The organism is Bradyrhizobium sp. USDA 4369 (assembly GCF_054056435.1).
In genome coordinates, this window is sequence record NZ_JBSRYH010000001.1 from 236343 (window position 1) to 251887 (window position 15545).

At 65.0% G+C, this 15545-nt stretch carries 17 protein-coding genes; 9 read left to right on the forward strand and 8 right to left on the reverse strand.

Annotated elements, in window-relative coordinates; translation table 11 throughout:
* Window positions 1-359 precede the first annotated feature (359 nt).
* Window positions 360-1301 (forward strand): helix-turn-helix domain-containing protein, encoded by a 942-nt coding sequence (locus ACVIJ6_RS01095; protein WP_456771108.1) that lies wholly within the window; start codon window positions 360-362, stop codon window positions 1299-1301.
* Between the two features lie 35 nt (window positions 1302-1336).
* Here the strand turns inward: ACVIJ6_RS01095 and ACVIJ6_RS01100 are convergent, their stop codons facing one another.
* The 3 genes from ACVIJ6_RS01100 to ACVIJ6_RS01110 all read right to left on the reverse strand — a co-directional run bounded on the left by ACVIJ6_RS01100 (window position 1337) and on the right by ACVIJ6_RS01110 (window position 4544).
* Entirely contained in the window at window positions 1337-1492 is a 156-nt protein-coding gene (locus ACVIJ6_RS01100) for a hypothetical protein (RefSeq protein WP_456771109.1), read from the reverse strand.
* Window positions 1493-1556: 64 nt separating this feature from the next.
* Window positions 1557-3248 carry a methyl-accepting chemotaxis protein gene (locus ACVIJ6_RS01105; RefSeq protein WP_456771110.1) on the reverse strand — a complete coding sequence of 564 codons (1692 nt, stop codon included), beginning with the start codon at window positions 3246-3248 and terminating at the stop codon, window positions 1557-1559.
* Window positions 3249-3488: 240 nt separating this feature from the next.
* Window positions 3489-4544 carry a hypothetical protein gene (locus ACVIJ6_RS01110; RefSeq protein WP_456771111.1) on the reverse strand — a complete coding sequence of 352 codons (1056 nt, stop codon included), beginning with the start codon at window positions 4542-4544 and terminating at the stop codon, window positions 3489-3491.
* A gap of 397 nt (window positions 4545-4941) precedes the next feature.
* On the opposite strand from ACVIJ6_RS01110, the gene ACVIJ6_RS01115 reads away from it, so the two are divergent.
* Window positions 4942-5118 (forward strand): hypothetical protein, encoded by a 177-nt coding sequence (locus tag ACVIJ6_RS01115; RefSeq protein ID WP_456771112.1) that lies wholly within the window; start codon window positions 4942-4944, stop codon window positions 5116-5118.
* A 66-nt stretch (window positions 5119-5184) separates the two neighbouring features.
* On the opposite strand, the gene ACVIJ6_RS01120 is transcribed toward ACVIJ6_RS01115, so the two are convergent.
* The 4 genes from ACVIJ6_RS01120 to petA form a co-directional block, all read right to left on the reverse strand.
* Complete coding sequence (locus ACVIJ6_RS01120; RefSeq protein WP_456771113.1) at window positions 5185-5859, reverse strand: dienelactone hydrolase family protein; 675 nt, start codon at window positions 5857-5859, stop codon at window positions 5185-5187.
* Window positions 5860-6009: 150 nt separating this feature from the next.
* Window positions 6010-6342, reverse strand: coding sequence for a YnfA family protein (locus ACVIJ6_RS01125; RefSeq protein WP_456771114.1), 333 nt, complete (start codon window positions 6340-6342; stop codon window positions 6010-6012).
* A 111-nt stretch (window positions 6343-6453) separates the two neighbouring features.
* The gene (locus ACVIJ6_RS01130; protein ID WP_456771115.1) at window positions 6454-8520 is read right to left on the reverse strand and encodes a cytochrome c1; all 2067 of its coding nucleotides are present in this window, start codon (window positions 8518-8520) and stop codon (window positions 6454-6456) included.
* A gap of 62 nt (window positions 8521-8582) precedes the next feature.
* Entirely contained in the window at window positions 8583-9113 is a 531-nt protein-coding gene (gene petA, locus ACVIJ6_RS01135) for a ubiquinol-cytochrome c reductase iron-sulfur subunit (protein WP_085972692.1), read from the reverse strand.
* Window positions 9114-9381: 268 nt separating this feature from the next.
* Between petA and ACVIJ6_RS01140 the strand changes: the two genes are divergently transcribed.
* From ACVIJ6_RS01140 to ACVIJ6_RS01160, 5 genes are all read left to right on the forward strand, one after another.
* Window positions 9382-9858, forward strand: a complete 477-nt coding sequence (locus ACVIJ6_RS01140; RefSeq protein WP_456771116.1) for a tRNA (cytidine(34)-2'-O)-methyltransferase — start codon at window positions 9382-9384, stop codon at window positions 9856-9858.
* 2 nt (window positions 9859-9860) lie between these two features.
* Window positions 9861-10493: a 7-carboxy-7-deazaguanine synthase gene (gene queE, locus ACVIJ6_RS01145; protein WP_456771117.1), complete on the forward strand. Its 633-nt coding sequence runs from the start codon at window positions 9861-9863 to the stop codon at window positions 10491-10493.
* An 18-nt stretch (window positions 10494-10511) separates the two neighbouring features.
* Window positions 10512-10877 carry a 6-pyruvoyl trahydropterin synthase family protein gene (locus ACVIJ6_RS01150; RefSeq protein ID WP_041750538.1) on the forward strand — a complete coding sequence of 122 codons (366 nt, stop codon included), beginning with the start codon at window positions 10512-10514 and terminating at the stop codon, window positions 10875-10877.
* 104 nt (window positions 10878-10981) lie between these two features.
* Window positions 10982-11869 (forward strand): oxygen-dependent coproporphyrinogen oxidase, encoded by an 888-nt coding sequence (gene hemF, locus ACVIJ6_RS01155; RefSeq protein WP_456771118.1) that lies wholly within the window; start codon window positions 10982-10984, stop codon window positions 11867-11869.
* A 31-nt stretch (window positions 11870-11900) separates the two neighbouring features.
* Window positions 11901-12629 (forward strand): HAD family hydrolase, encoded by a 729-nt coding sequence (locus ACVIJ6_RS01160; protein ID WP_456771119.1) that lies wholly within the window; start codon window positions 11901-11903, stop codon window positions 12627-12629.
* Between the two features lie 15 nt (window positions 12630-12644).
* Here the strand turns inward: ACVIJ6_RS01160 and ACVIJ6_RS01165 are convergent, their stop codons facing one another.
* On the reverse strand, window positions 12645-13556 hold the full coding sequence (locus ACVIJ6_RS01165; protein ID WP_456771120.1) for a LysR substrate-binding domain-containing protein: 912 nt from the start codon (window positions 13554-13556) through the stop codon (window positions 12645-12647).
* Window positions 13557-13673: 117 nt separating this feature from the next.
* Here ACVIJ6_RS01165 and ACVIJ6_RS01170 point away from each other — a divergent pair, with 117 nt between their 5' ends.
* Both ACVIJ6_RS01170 and ACVIJ6_RS01175 read left to right on the forward strand, forming a co-directional pair.
* Entirely contained in the window at window positions 13674-14303 is a 630-nt protein-coding gene (locus tag ACVIJ6_RS01170; protein ID WP_456776861.1) for a DsbA family protein, read from the forward strand.
* Window positions 14304-14405: 102 nt separating this feature from the next.
* Entirely contained in the window at window positions 14406-15305 is a 900-nt protein-coding gene (locus ACVIJ6_RS01175) for an MBL fold metallo-hydrolase (protein WP_456771121.1), read from the forward strand.
* Window positions 15306-15545: the final 240 nt, after the last annotated feature.

Consider the following 15545-nt stretch of genomic DNA (forward strand, 5'->3'; position numbering starts at 1 on the left):
CATCGCGCGTACCGCCGGTTGTGCACGCGGACGGTACAAACATCCGGCACGGCCGGCCGCCAGCGTTGCACGCAGTCGTGTAGCTGCCGGATCCTCCGCATACGGAGCGATCCGTGAAACTACGGATGGAAGCCCGATCTCCTGTAGAACCTTGCGTCACCCTGGCTCGTTGACGAGGAACAAGAACCTCGCGATTATGCACAGCAATGTGCTTACGCAACGCCGCCGATTCGCACAGACGTTGATCGCGGCGCCGCGTAAGGATGCAAACTGGGCGGGGCCGATTGCGCGACATCTCGTATCTAGATCGCTATCCGTTATTTCGATCGCGAGACTGCGAGTTCGCGCGCGATCGTATGATGGGCATCTACGGCGTCGATCGCTTCGACATTCACGATGCCGAGTTCGGCATTGCGGCCAACCTCGCGGCCCTGAGCGCCACGGGGCTGGCGTTCTGCGCCTATGACGGCGCTGCGTCGCTGTCATTTCCGGAATCGACGATCGTCAGGCAGTTCTTTTCGATCCGGGGGACAGCAGCCTATCGGACAGGTAAAGCAGGCCACCCGATTGCCGCCTGGAGTCCGATCGTCTCTGGACGTTCGAGACTGGATCTGGAGTTTCCCGCAGGATATCGCCAGCTGGTGTTGAGGGTCGAGTTCGCTCCCCTGCAGGGACTGTTGAGAGCGATCCTTGGCGATGGCAGCGATCGAGAATTGGTCTTCGAGGAGGACAGTCCGGATCCGGCTGTCATGGCTTTCGTTCGGCAGGACGTTTTCAAGGCTGCGGACGAGTTGCAGAAGTTCGGGCAGAACTACTCCCCCCTCGCGATCGCAGAGCTCGAGCGGAGCTTGATGACCCGCCTGCTCCTGGCCCACCGGCACAATTTCAGCGATCGGCTGCATATCGTCCCACGTCGCGTCAATCGCAGCATTGTCGACATGGTCGAGTCGTATATCGAGGCTCATTGGAACGAGCCGCTCGACATGGAGAAGATCGCTCGCATCACCAGCGTCAGCGCCAGATCGATCTTTCGAGAGTTTTCGGAAACCGGACGCGGATCACCCGGCCATTTCGCCAAGCGCGTGCGACTGCGGCGCGCGTCAGAACTTCTCGGAAAGCCCGATGCAAAGACGAGCGTCGTATCGGTCGCGTTCAAATGCGGCTTTGGCAATCTGGGTCGGTTTGCCTCGGATTATCGCCGGGAGATGGGTGAGCTACCCTCTGAGACCCTGCGGAAAGCACGGCAGAGGCTTGGACATCCGGCCGTGGATCGTCCCGATGCAGACTCCACGCGGCTCTAACGGGGCGGACGCATTCGGCGCGGTCTGTTCGCGAGCTAAGCCGGCGGTGTTGGCTTCACCAGCCCCAGTTCGGCAAACTTCAGCGCAATCGCCACGACGCCAGCCTCACAGATCTCGCCGCGCGCCACGAAGGCGGCGGAGGCCCGCGGTGTCTCAGACTGGATCTCGCGCGAGAGACCATGCTGCGCCAACGCAGAAAGGCTCCCTCTCGGGAGCCTTTCGTCGATGCCAAGGCGGCGAACAGAGGTCCGGTTTCTACGCCGCGCGGAGCTGTCCCAGGAACCGGTCGAGCTCGTTCTTCAACCGGCTGCTCTCCCGCGACAGCGATTGTGCCGAGTTCAACACTTGGCTGGACGCCGCGCCGGTTTCGCCGGCGCCGCGATTGACCTCGGTGATGTTGGAGGCGACCTGAGTGGTGCCCTGGGCGGCCTGATCGACGTTGCGCGCGATTTCCTGAGTCGCCGCGCCCTGCTGCTCGATGGCGGCCGCGATCGCGGCGGAGATTTCGGCGATGCGGTTGATGGTGCCGCCGATCTCCTTGATGGTCGCGACCGAATTTTGTGTCGCGCCCTGCATCGCCGTGATCTGCGCGCTGATGTCGCCGGTGGCGCTCGCAGTCTGCGCCGCCAGCGCCTTCACCTCCTGCGCCACGACGGCGAAGCCGCGGCCGGCATCGCCGGCGCGCGCCGCCTCGATGGTCGCATTCAGCGCCAGCAGATTGGTCTGGCCGGCAATGTCCGTGATCAGCTTGACGACGTCGCCGATGCGGTTGGCGGCGTCGGAGAGCTCGCTGATCTGGCCGTCGGTCTTCTCGGCATGCTTCACCGCCTCGTCGGCGATGCGCGACGCCTCCTGGACCTGGCGGGCGATCTCGCCGACCGAGGTGGACATCTCCGTCGTCGCAGAGGCCACGCTCTGCACGTTGGCGGAGGCCTGCTCGGAAGCGACGGCCACCACCGAGGACAGCGACTGCGTGCTGTCTGCGGTGCGGCTCAAACCGGTCGCAGCGACTTCGAGATCCGATGACGCCGTCGATACGGTGCGGACGATGTCGCCCACCGCCGCCTCGAAGCTCGCGGCCAGTTTCTGCATGTCCGACTTACGCCGCTGCTCGGCCTCCTGCTTCTGTTGCGCCGCCTGCGCCTCGATCTCTCGCGCGCGCACCAGGGTCTCGCGCAGTTCGAGCGAGGATTTCGCCAACTGGCCGATTTCATCGCTGCGTCCACTGTGCGACAGGGTGACGCTGAAATCATTCCCCGCCATCCGGACGATGGCATCGGTGACCTCGGCCATCGGACGGCTGATGGTCGATGTCGACACCCAGAAAGATACCACGAGCGCGATCACGAGGCCGGCCAGCGTTGCGGCCGATGCGATGAAAATCGTCTGATGCGTAGTTCCCGTCAGTCCGTCCGACACCTGGGCCGAGCGATTCCGCAAGACTTCCGTCAGTTGCCCTTGCGTCGCGAGCGCGCTGAGCATCGTCGGCTCGCAGGTCTTCTTCAAGGCGACGCCGGCGGCGTAGGTCCCGGCCTCATCCGTGGTCGACCCCGCCTGGTCGATCGCCGGCTTGCAGCGATCGAACGCTGATCGCACAGTCGACTGCGTCGAGGACACCTGGCTGGCAACGGCCGGAACCAGCCGGGCGATTTCGTCCAGCTGATCAAGATAGAGCTTCTGATTATCTCGCAGTTCCTTCAGCACACGCGCATTGCCGGCGTCGGTGGACTCAAATGCGAGGCTATAGGCATTGGCCAGCACCGCCATCAGCACCCGGCCCGATCGGGAGCTGAGAACGGCCGCCTTGTCCTCATGATCGATCAAGTCCGAGTAGTGATTGTCGATCGACTTCATCGACCAGCCTGAATAGACGACGCTGCCGAGGCTCACCAGCCCAAGCAGCAGCAACAGCACGATGATCTTTGACCTGATCTTGAGATTGTTCATTGCAGAATCCTGGAGAAAGCGGCGAGCGCGATCGTTCACAGCGCCCTTGCACGAGACCAAGATGTCGCGAGAGCGAACGCGTCGTTGCGCACATATCAGCCGGATAGAGATGAGCTTAGACCGTGAGCGAGAGCAGACCGCCGCGCAGAAGCGTGACGCGTCCAGCCAATCAATTTCGTCTTAAGTTTGGTTGAACGGAAACGCCTTTCGGACGAACGTAGCGCAGGATTTCGTACCGTACTAATACGGACGCGGCTTCGTCAGCCCGAGCTCCGCAAACTTCAGCTCAGTCGCGATGACCGCATTCTCGTATACTTCGCCGCGCTCGACGAAGTAGTTGAAATAGCCGGCCGGCGTTTCCGGCTGGATCTCGACCAGATCAACGCGCTTGTATTTGGGATCGGTGATGACGCCCGCCGCGATCAGGTCGTTGATGCGCTTGAGCGCATCAACCTCCGCCTTGTAGCCGACCGAGAACCACATCTCGGTGGTCCAGTCCTGCACCTCGAACCAGTTCTGCGGCGCCTCGCCCCGCCAGCCATTGGCGAGCGGGCGCACGGCGAAAACGCGGTCGAAGCCGTGCAACTCGGAGATGATGCTGGCGCGGTGATAGGCGCCGTCCATCTGTCCCTGCGGCAGCCTGGTGAAGCCGTACAGCGACAGCCACAGCGCGGCCTTGATCGCCTCCGGCGTGATCAGATGGATGGCGCGCTCGGCCGCGACATCGGAGGCGTAGCGCAGGTCAAGCTTGGCCGCGGACTGCCGCGCCTGCGCCGCGTGGGTGTTGGCAATCGACTTCTCGGAGGGCAGCAGCGCGCGCGCGGCGTCGTTGCCGTAGAGGAGTCCGGTGCCGGCCTCGGGATCGTAGGTGTTGAACACGACGCCGATCGACGTCCCGTTCAAGGTCGCGGCGGCCTGCGCGAAGTCGGCCTCGCTGCGCACCGGGACATATTGCTGCGCCGGCAGCAGCCGGTCGGCGAGGACGTTGAACGGGCCGTCGCGCCAGTCCGGCCAGGCGACGAAGCGCGCCAGTGCCTCAGCATAGGCCGGGCGGAACACGCCGGGATAGCCGAACATCAAGGTGCGCAGCTGCGACGTCTGATCGCGGAGGCGATCCGTGGAGATCAGCTGCTGGCGCAGATCGAGGCCCTGCAGCCAGGCCGACAGCACCAGGATCTGGCCAGAGGTCGCCGTGACCAGATCGGGCGCGACGCCCCAGGCCCGGGCGGTGTCGAGAAAGCCGGCGCCATGGGCGTTCAGGCCGCCCAGCCCGGCGAGCGCAAAGGCCACACGCACGCCTCTCTCCGTCAGCAGAAGGACAGAAACTACTACCTCAGATTGTTTCAGCCACGCAACGGAGACGAGGCGATCGCGCCCATTGAACGAACGAGCCCCATTCCGGGCGATGATGGTCGGCGCTCAGCCGGCCGCGAATCAATGGTGATTCGCGGGCATAAAGCGGGTTCCGACGGCGCGAAAGCTGCAGCCAAGGGGTGTGACGTACCTCACAACCTCATGTTGCGCGCGTGCAGCGAGCATAAATCACCCACTCTTGGTTGCCGTGAGCCGAAAAAGTTACATAACTTGGCCGGGCCCGGGGGCAGCACCGTTGTTTCCCTGCAATAGTATGGCAATGATTGGTTAACCATATTGAATTACCTTGGTTAACATGGCCCGCGGCAAACAGCCTTCAGTGTCGCATGCGCTCCCGAAGCAGCAGACGCTGCTCGATTGCTTCCTCGAAGCGCAGGCGAAGCGGACGAAGCGTCGGCGGCGCTCCGTCGACGGGCCGACCATCGCTGACCCGCTCGATCCGACAGACACCGTGCCGGCTGCCGACGAGGCCGAGCCGTCGTCGACCGAGATCTAGACCGCCCGCGCGGTCTGAGCCACGCGGCGCGATCTTTTCCGATGGGCGTGGCCCGCCGCGTTCAGCTCAGCCGAGATGCTTGTGGAAGAACGCCGTGGCGCGGCCCCAGGCAAGCTCGGCGGCGGCGCGATCATGCACGGTCATGCGCTGCTCGTTCACGAAGGCATGCTCGGCGTCGTAGCGATAGAGCTCGAGCGACTTGCCGGCCGCCTTCATCGCCGCCTCGAACCCATCGACCAGCGCCGGCGTGCACCAATCGTCCTTATTGGCGAAATGCGCCTGCAGTGGGATCTTGACGTCGGCGGGCTTGGCCGCCTGCTCCGGCGGAATGCCGTAGAACACGACGCCGGCCGTGAGCTCATCGATCTTGGTCGCACCGATGATCGTCACCGCGCCGCCGAGGCAGAAGCCGGTCAGGCCGACCTTGGCGCCATTGCGGGCCAGATATTGCGCGGCGCCGCGCACGGTCTGCGTGGTCGCATCCATGAAATCGAGCGAGTTCATCTCGCGCCCGGCCGCGTCCGTGTCGTGATACGGCACCACCGTGCCCTTGTAGAGATCGGGCGCCAGCGCGTTGAAGCCGGCCATCGCAAAGCGGTCGCACATCCCCTTGATCTGGTCCTGCAGGCCCCACCATTCCTGGATGACGACGACTCCCGGCGCATCGGCCTGCGCGGCCTTGGCGAGATAGCCCTTGGCCTCCTGGCCGTCGGGGCGCTTGAAGCTGATCAGTGTGCCCATGTGGTCCTCCGCATTTTCTGTTGGGGTGTTGGGAATGCGGTTTACCGCAAATATGTGTCGCGCGCGACTGCAGCCGGTCGGCTTCGCTGGAACGTGAGCATATCGAGAGCCGGATGAGTGGGGCGACATCCGGGTCGCAACATCGGCACGCTACGTCGGCATCGCGCGCGGGGCGAACAGGATGACGGCCATGCCGATCAGACAGATGACCGCGCCGGTGACGTCCCAGCCATCCGGGCGATGGCCCTCGACCAGCCAGCCCCACAGCAGCGCCGCGGTGATGTAGATGCCGCCATAGGCGGCATAGGCGCGGCCGGCGAACGGGCTGTCGGCGATGGTGAGCAGCATGGCGAAGCCGGCGAGCGCAGCGAGGCCCGGCAGCAGCCACAGCGGCGACTGGCCGAGCCGCAGCCACGCCCAGAACGCAAAGCAGCCGGCGATCTCGAGCACTGCCGCACCTGCAAAGGCCAGCCATGATGTCATGCGTCCCTCCTCCGCCAGGTCACGCAATTGGCGGCGACCAGCCGACCGCCAAAACAAAAAGCCCCCAGCTGGGGGCTTTTTCGATCTCATGCCGCGATGGCCCGTGCGTCTCTAATGCGCGGCGGCCCAGACGCGCTTCTTGGTGAAGTACATCAGACCGGCGAAGATGATCAGGAACACAAACACCTGATAGCCAAGCCGCTTGCGGGCTTCCATGTGCGGCTCCGCGGTCCACATCAGGAAGGTCGATACGTCGTGGGCGTACTGCTTCACGGTAGCCGGCGAACCGTCATCGAAGGTTACCTGACCGTCCGACAGCGGCGGCGGCATCTTGATGGCATGGCCGGGGAAGTACTTGTTGTAGTACGAACCTTCCGGGATGGTGACGCCGTGCGGCGGGGTCTCTTCATAGCCCTGCAGCAACGCGTTGACATAGTTCGGGCCCTGCTCCTGGAACTGGGTGAAGAAGTCGATCAGGAACCAGGGGAAGCCGCGCTTGTAGGAACGGGCCTTGGCGATCAGCGACAGGTCCGGCGGAGCTGCGCCGCCATTGGCCGCACGTGCCGCCTGCTCGTTCGGGAACGGCGACGGGAAATAGTCCGCCGGACGGCCCGGACGCTCGAACATGTCGCCGGCATCATTCGGACCATCCTTGATCTTGTACTCGGCCGCGAAGGCCGCCGCCTGCGCCGGCGTGTAGCCGGGGCCGCCGGGCTCCGACAGATTGCGGAACGCGACATATTGCAGCGAGTGGCAGTTCGAGCAGACTTCCTTATAGACCTTGAGACCGCGCTGCACGGCGCCGCGATCGAAGGTGCCGAACGGACCGGCAAACGACCACTTCGCCGACGGCGGGTTCTCCTGACCTTCGCTGGCGCGGGCGTCGCCGGTGCTGCCGGCGAGCAGCGACAATGCGGCAACCAGTGCAACCGCCGCCGTGGCCACCGCCTTGCGGCCTGACTTCGCCAGCACGTCGTCGGCGATCGAGTTCGGCAGCGGCCGCGGCCGCTCGATCCGGGCGAGCAGCGGCAGCACGATCAGGAAGTAGGCGAAGTACAGCACCGTCAGGATGCGGCCGAGCACGACATAGACGCCCTCCGGCGGTTGCGCGCCGAGATAGCCGAGACCGATGCAAACGACGAAGAAGATCCAGAAGAACTGCTTGCCGAGCGGACGGTACTTGTTCGAACGGGTCTTGGCCGAGTCCAGCCAGGGCAGGAACACCAGCACGATGATCGCGGAGAACATCGCCACCACGCCGGCGAGCTTGTTCGGGATCGAGCGCAGGATCGCGTAGAACGGCAGGTAGTACCATTCGGGCACGATGTGCGCCGGCGTCACCGCCGGGTTGGCCGGGATGTAGTTATCGGCCTCGCCGAGATAGTTCGGCATGTAGAAGATGAACCAGGCATAGAAGATCAGGAAACAGGTGACGCCGAAGAAGTCCTTGATCGTCGCGTAGGGCGTGAACGGCACCGTGTCCTTTTCGGTCTTGGGCTCGACGCCGGCCGGGTTGTTCTGGCCGACCACGTGCAGGGCCCAGACGTGCAGCACGACCACGCCGGCGATCAGGAACGGCAGCAGGTAATGCAGCGCGAAGAAGCGGTTCAGGGTCGGGTTGCCGACCGAATAGCCGCCCCACAACAGGGTCACGATGCTCTCGCCGAAATAGGGCACGGCCGAGAACAGATTGGTGATCACGGTGGCGCCCCAGAAGCTCATCTGGCCCCACGGCAGCACGTAGCCCATGAAGCCGGTCGCCATCATCAGGAGATAGATGATGACGCCGAGGATCCAGAGCACCTCGCGCGGCGCCTTATACGACCCGTAATAGAGGCCGCGGAACATATGGATATAGACGGCGAGGAAGAACATGGATGCGCCGCAGGCATGCATGTTGCGGATCAGCCAGCCATAGTTCACGTCGCGGACGATCAGCTCGACCGATTTGAAGGCGAGATCGGCGTGCGGCGTGTAATGCATCGCCAGGATGACGCCGGTGATGATCTGCACGCCCAGCATCATCGACAGGATCGCGCCGAACGTCCACCAGTAGTTCAGGTTCCGCGGCGTCGGATAGGCAACGAAGGACGAGTGGACCAGGCCGATGATGGGGAGTCGCTGCTCGAGCCACTTCAAGGCGGGATGGCTCGGCTGATAGTTCGAAGGTCCACTCATGATGCGTTCCTGAAAGAATTATCTTGCACGATCGAGCTTGAGCTTGCGGACGTAACGTCCGCTCAGCCGATCTGGATCTTGGTGTCGGAAACGAACTGATAGGGCGGGACAGGCAGGTTGAGCGGCGCCGGTCCCTGGCGGACGCGCCCGGAGGCGTCGTATTGCGAGCCGTGGCAGGGGCAGAAGAAGCCGTCGTAATTGCCTTCATGGGCGATCGGGATGCAGCCGAGATGCGTGCAGATGCCGATCACGACGAGCCACTGCTCATGACCGTCCTTGGTGCGGGACTGGTCGGTCGCCGGATCGATCAGGCTCGAGACCGGAACCTTACGGACCTCCTCGACCTGCTTCTTGGTGCGGTGGGAGATGTAGATCGGCTTGCCGCGCCAGAACACCTTGATGTCCTGTCCTTCGGCGATCGGCGAAAGATCGACCTCGATCGGCGCACCGGCCGCGATGGTCGAGGCATCGGGATTCATCTGAGAGATGAAGGGCCACAGGGTGGCCACGCCACCGACCGCCGCGGCTGCGCCCGTGGCGACATAAAGAAAATCCCGGCGTGTCGGATGATCCGCAGTAGACGCTGTCACGATTCCAACCCTTTCTTCGTTGCAGCCGGTGGAACCGCCCCGCTCGACGTTGGAATGCACGTGATCGGGAGATGCCTGCCGGCGCCCGCGTCCCCCGCGGCGGCAGAAAACAGCTCATGCCACCGCCCCTGGTGGGGAACAAGCCGTCCAGAATCGTTCTATTGGCACCCTTGCGATACGAGCGCAAGCCCGCTATCGGCCCCGCAGCACGCCATGCACCAATTCCCGCTCACCAAGCGGATGTTCCGCCCAATTCTTAAGACCAATTCGCATGCAGATCGCGCTCTATCAGCCCGACATTCCGCAAAACACCGGAACGATTCTGCGCCTGTGCGCCTGCCTCGGGCTCGCGGCCCACATCATCGAGCCGGCCGGCTTCGCCGTCTCGGACCGGCAGTTTCGCCGCGCCGGCATGGACTATCTCGATCATCTCGCATGGCGGAGGCACGATTCCTGGAGCGCCTTCGAGGACTGGCGGGCCGCGCAGGGCCACCGGCTGCTGCTGTTCACCACCAAGGCGGCAACCTCCTACCTGGATTTCAGCTACAAGGCGGACGACATCCTGCTGCTTGGGCGCGAGAGCGCCGGCGTGCCCGACACGGTGGTGGAGATCGCCGACGCGCGGCTGCGCATTCCGCTGCGGCCCGGCCTGCGCTCGCTCAACGTCGCCATGGCCGCCGCGATGGCCGCGGGCGAAGCACTGCGCCAGGTTGGACATTTCGTCCAATTGCAATCTGAAGGAGCGTGAGCGTGAGCTACGCGGTGAAGGAAATATTCATGACCCTGCAGGGCGAAGGCGCCCAGGCGGGGCGCGCCGCCGTGTTCTGCCGCTTCGCCGGCTGCAACCTATGGAGCGGGCGCGAGGCCGATCGCGCAACCGCGACGTGCCGGTTCTGCGACACCGATTTCGTCGGTACCGACGGAACGTTCGGCGGGCGTTATGAGGATGCCGCTGCACTTGCCGCGGCCATCGCCGGGCAATGGACAGGCGGTGCGGCCGACCGCTATACGATCCTCACCGGCGGCGAGCCGCTGCTGCAGGTCGATGCGGACCTGATCGCGGCACTCCATGCGTTGGACTTCGCGGTCGGGATCGAGACCAACGGTACGCTCATTCCGCCGGACGGCATCGACTGGATCTGCGTCAGCCCGAAAGCCGGCGCAGAGCTGAAGCTGCAGCAGGGCCATGAGCTGAAGCTGGTCTATCCGCAGGACGGCGCCGAGCCGGAGCGGTTCGTCGACCTCGCCTTTCAGCGCTTCTCGCTGCAGCCGATGGACGGGCCGGAGGCGGCTGCGAACACGGCTCGCGCGATTCAATACTGCCAGCATCATCCGCAATGGCGGCTCAGCCTGCAGACGCACAAGATGATCGGCATCAGATAGAGGACTTCGACCCTTCCGATGTGGGAATTGACCAAATCGTTCACCTTCGAGGCCGCGCATGCGCTGGCGCATACGACGCTCGGGGAAGCCAGCCAGGAGATCCACGGCCATTCCTTCCGCGCCGAGGTCACGGTGCGCGGCACGCCGGACCCGACGACCGGCATGGTCGTCGATTTCGGCCTGCTGACACAGCGTTTGGGCGAGATCCAAGCCATGCTCGACCATAAGTTCTTGAACAAGATCGAGGCGATCGGGCTGCCGACGCTGGAGAACCTGTCACGCTTCATCTATGAGCGCGTCCGCTCCATCGGCCACGTCACCAAGGTCAGCGTCCACCGTGACAGCTGCCGCGAGACCTGCACCTATTTCGGTCCGCAGGCCTGATCACTTGTGGTAGGACTTCACCTGCAGCGATAACAGCGCTGTCACCAACAGCTGTCACCCTCTCTTGACAGCAGCGTGAACGACAATGTGCCAGGGGAAGGTTCATGACCACTGCCGCCATCGAGGATCGCAAGGCCCGCGCCCGCGCCTGGTTCGAGAGCCTGCGCGACCAGATTTGCGCCGCGTTCGAACAGCTCGAGGACGAGGCGCCGGCCGCGCTCCATCCGCGCCAGCCCGGCCGCTTCGTGCGCACGCCCTGGCAGCGCACCGACCATAGCGGCGCGCCGGGCGGCGGCGGCGTCATGGGCATGATGCACGGGCGGCTGTTCGAAAAGGTCGGCGTGCACTGCTCGACCGTGCATGGCGAGTTCGCCCCGGAATTCCGCAGCCAGATTCCCGGCGCGTCCGAGGACCCGCGGTTCTGGGCCTCGGGCATCTCCCTGATCGCGCATCTGTGGTCGCCGCACGTGCCGGCGGTGCACATGAACACCCGCTTCGTCGTCACGACCAAGGCCTGGTTCGGTGGCGGCGCCGACCTCACCCCGGTGCTGGACCGCCGCCGCAATCAAGAGGATCCGGACACGCTCGCCTTCCACGCGGCATTGCAGGGCGCCTGCGATGCGCACGCCACGGTGGCCCCGTATGACAAGTACAAGCGCTGGTGCGACGAATATTTCTATCTGCCCCATCGCAAGGAGCCGCGCGGCATCGGCGGCATCTTCTACGACCATCATGATTCCGGCGACTGGGAGGCCGATCTCGCCTTCACCCAGGATGTCGGCCGCGCCTTCCTGAAGGTCTATCCGGAGCTGGTCCGGCGCAATTTCGGCGCAGCATGGACCGAGGCGGACCGCGAGGAGCAGCTGATCCGACGCGGCCGCTACGTCGAATTCAACCTGCTCTATGACCGCGGCACCACCTTCGGGTTGAAGACCGGCGGCAACGTCGAGTCGATCCTGTCCTCGATGCCCCCCGAGGTGAAATGGCCGTGAAACTCTCGTTCTCTCGACGCGTAAATCCGATATGACCGCTCCCCTCCCCCGCGCCATGTTAATCGACATGGACGACACAATTCTCTCGGCCTATGGCCGGCCAGAGATCGCCTGGAATATCGTCGCCACCGAGTTCGCCGACGAACTCCTGCCGCACGCGCCACAGGCCGTGGCGGCGGCCATCGTCGGCTCGGCGCGCAGCTTCTGGTCGGTCGCCGGCGCCGAATGGCGGATGAAGCTGATCCAGGCGCGGCAGGAGGTCGTGAAGGGCGGCTTCGCTGCGCTGGCAAGCCACGGCCCGGCACTGCCGAACGAGCTTGCGATCCGCATCGCCGACCGCTTCACCGCCTATCGCGACGAGCAGATGTTCATCTTCCCCGGCGCTCATGAGGCGATCGATACGTTCAAGGCGCGCGGCGTCAGGCTCGCACTGGTGACGAATGGCGCCGCCGACCAGCAGCGCGCCAAGATCGAGCGCTTCGCGTTGGCGCACCGCTTCGACCACATCCAGATCGAGGGCGAGCACGGCTTCGGCAAGCCCGAGGAACGCGCTTATCTGCACGCGATGGAGCGGCTCGGCGTCGGTCCCGAGGACACCTGGATGATCGGCGACAATCTGGAATGGGAGATCGAGGCGCCGCAGCGGCTCGGCATCTATTCGATCTGGATCGACGTCCATGGCGACGGCCTGCCCGAAGGCACCCATGTGAAGCCCGACCGCATCATCCGCTCGCTGACAGAGCTCGTGCCGGCGCGGTGATCCGGCACGCCGCGCTCATCGCGGGCTTGGGCGTTTTGCAGCCTGGCGCTTGTGCTCGTCCATCAGCATCGCCACGAACGCCGTCACCTTCGGCGCACGGAAGCGCGCCGCCGGAAACACCGCATGGATGCCGCCGGACGGCAGCGTCCAGGACGGCAGGATGGGCACGAGGCGACCGGCCGCGAGATCGTCGCCGATCAGGAAATCGGGCAGCACCGCAAGGCCGCCGCCGGCCAGGGTCGCGGCGAGCACGGCCGGCGTCGTGTTGATGGTCAGCGTCTGGCTCATCTGAACGATTTCCCGCGTGGCACTCCCTTTCGTGAACTGCCATGTGAGCGGTTCCTTCAGCGCCGCATTCGCAATGAAGGGCAGCGCGGCCAGGTCGCGCGGATGCGCGACGCGCTTGATTGCGTTCGGAGCGGCCACTAGCAACTGGCGAAAGCTGCCGATCCGCCGGGTCTGCAGGGTGGAATCGTCGAGCCATCCGACGCGGATCGAGAAATCGATCTGGCTCGCGACGAGGTCGATCTTGCTGTCGGACAGGATCAGCTCGACCCGGCAGGCCGGATAGGCCCGCGAGAATGCCGTCACGATCGGCGCGAGCGTGCAGGTGCCGTAGTCGTTCGGCGCGGCGATCCGCAGCAGGCCCATCGGCGCGGCGTTGGTCTGCGCCAGTTCGGCCATCGCGCTCTCCGCCTCGCGCAGGATCGCGGCGCATCGGGCATGCAGCAGACGGCCGGCCTCGGTCGGCTCGACCCGGCGCGTGGTCCGCACCAGCAGGTCGGTTCTGAGCTCGCGCTCGAGCTGGGCGACCTGCTGGCTGACCACGGCCTTGCTGATCCCAAGCCGGCCGGCCGCGCGGGTGAAGGACGCGGCATCGACCACGGCCGCGAAATAGACGAGGCGGTTGAGATTGATCGGCTCCATGTTGCCCCGATGTGATTGTCAGCCTTTAGCATACAGTCTGTCCGATTATGCTGCCTTTCTCAACAAAGCAGATCGGGCTATGTGAGCGCCATGGCGATCCGAGACAGGGTTCTGGAGATGCGACTGACCTATCTGTTCGACCCGCTTTGCGGCTGGTGCTACGGGGCCGGCCCGGTGCTCGATAAGCTCGCCGCCCGCGATACGGTTGCGCTTGAGCTGCTGCCCACCGGCCTGTTCGCGGGCCGGGGCGCCGGCCGGATGGATACGCAATTTGCCGAATATGCCTGGAGCAACGATCAGCGCATCGCCAAGCTGACCGGGCAGCGCTTTACCGACGCCTACCGCACCCGCATTCTCGGCGCCGGCGGCGCGTTCGACTCGACCGCCGCGTCCCTCGGCCTGACGGCGGTCCACGTCACCGAGCCCGCCCGGGAGCTCACGGCGCTGAAGGAGCTGCAGCTCGCGCGCTATGTGCAGGGCCAGGACATCGTGAGCGCCGCGGGCGTCAGCGAGCTCCTTCGATCGCTCGGCTTCGCAGAGGCCGCCGAACGCATGCTGGCGCGCGACCCGTTGCTCCTCGAAGCCTATGGCCGCCGCATCCAGACCGCGCAGGCCCTGATGCGGCGCCACGGCTTCTCAGGCGTACCGGCCCTGCTGGCCGGGGACGGCACGGATCAGAAGCCCCTGCCCGGCAACGTCTTGTACCAGCCGATCGACGGCCTGCTCGCGCAGCTCGGAGCGGCCTGAGCCAACCAGCCCACGCCCGGCACAAATCACCCGGCCGTCGTCCACGGCCGGAGCGCGGTCTGCCGCCTGGCTTCATCCTTTCACAACACCAAGGAGACTGAGATGCCGACACGGAGACAGATCATGACGACAGCCCTTGCAGGGACCGCCGCAACCATTCTCGACGCGTCCGTGACGGGCCATGCCGCCGACAGCAAGCTGAGCTGGACGCATTTTCCGGCCGCCCCGAACGGCTTCTTCCGCGCGCCCGTGCTGCTGTCGGGCCCGACCGAAGCGCTGCTGATCGATGGCGGCTTCAGCTATCCGGATGGCCGCGCGGTGGCGGCCGCGATCAAGACGAGCGGCAAGAGGCTGACCGCGATCTATGTCAGCCAGTCGGATCCTGACTACTACTTCAGCCTCAAGCCGATCCGCGAGGCTTTTCCCAGCGCGAAGGTGATCGCCGCCACGGCGACCGTCGAGGCGATCAAGGGCAACGTCGAGAAGAAGCTCGCCGTCTGGGGTCCGCAGCTAAAGGAGAACGGCCCGCAGACGATGGCCGACATCGTTCTGCCCGAGCCGTTCGATGGCCCGTCGCTGTCGGTCGATGGCGAGACGATCGAGATCGTCGCTGCCGAGGGGCTCGCCAACCGGCGTTATCTCTGGGTGCCCTCGCTCAAGGCCGTGTTCGGCGGCGTCATGATCTTCTCGGGCGTCCATGTCTGGACCGCCGACACCCCGAGCAAGGAGCAGCGCGCCGCCTGGATCGCGACCCTCGACACAATCGCCGCGCGCGCTCCGGCCATTGTGGTCGCCGGCCATGCCGTCGCGGACGCCACAACGGACCTGTCCGGCGTTCGGCACACCAAGGCCTATCTCATCGCGTTCGAGGACGAACTCGCCAAGGCCAAGGACGCCGCGGCGCTGAAGGCCGCGATGGAGGCGAAATTCCCGGGCCTCGGCATGGGCGTCGCCCTCGACATCGGCGCCAAGGTGGCGAAGGGCGAGATGAAGTGGGGCTGACTCGGACGGCGCGATCATCGTAGCAAGCACGACAAGGCTGCACCTGGCCCGGGGCATCCGCCCCGCGCCTTAGGACTGTCGTATCAGGCGCTCTGCGTATGGCTTTGGTCTGTTTTCACGTCGTCATAGCCGGGCTTGTCCCGCCTTCGCCGCGCCGGAGCGGCTTCGGCCGCGCAGGCGGGACAAGCCCGGGCATGATGGAGGAACTCATTAGCAGACGACCGTGCCGCGATTGCCCAT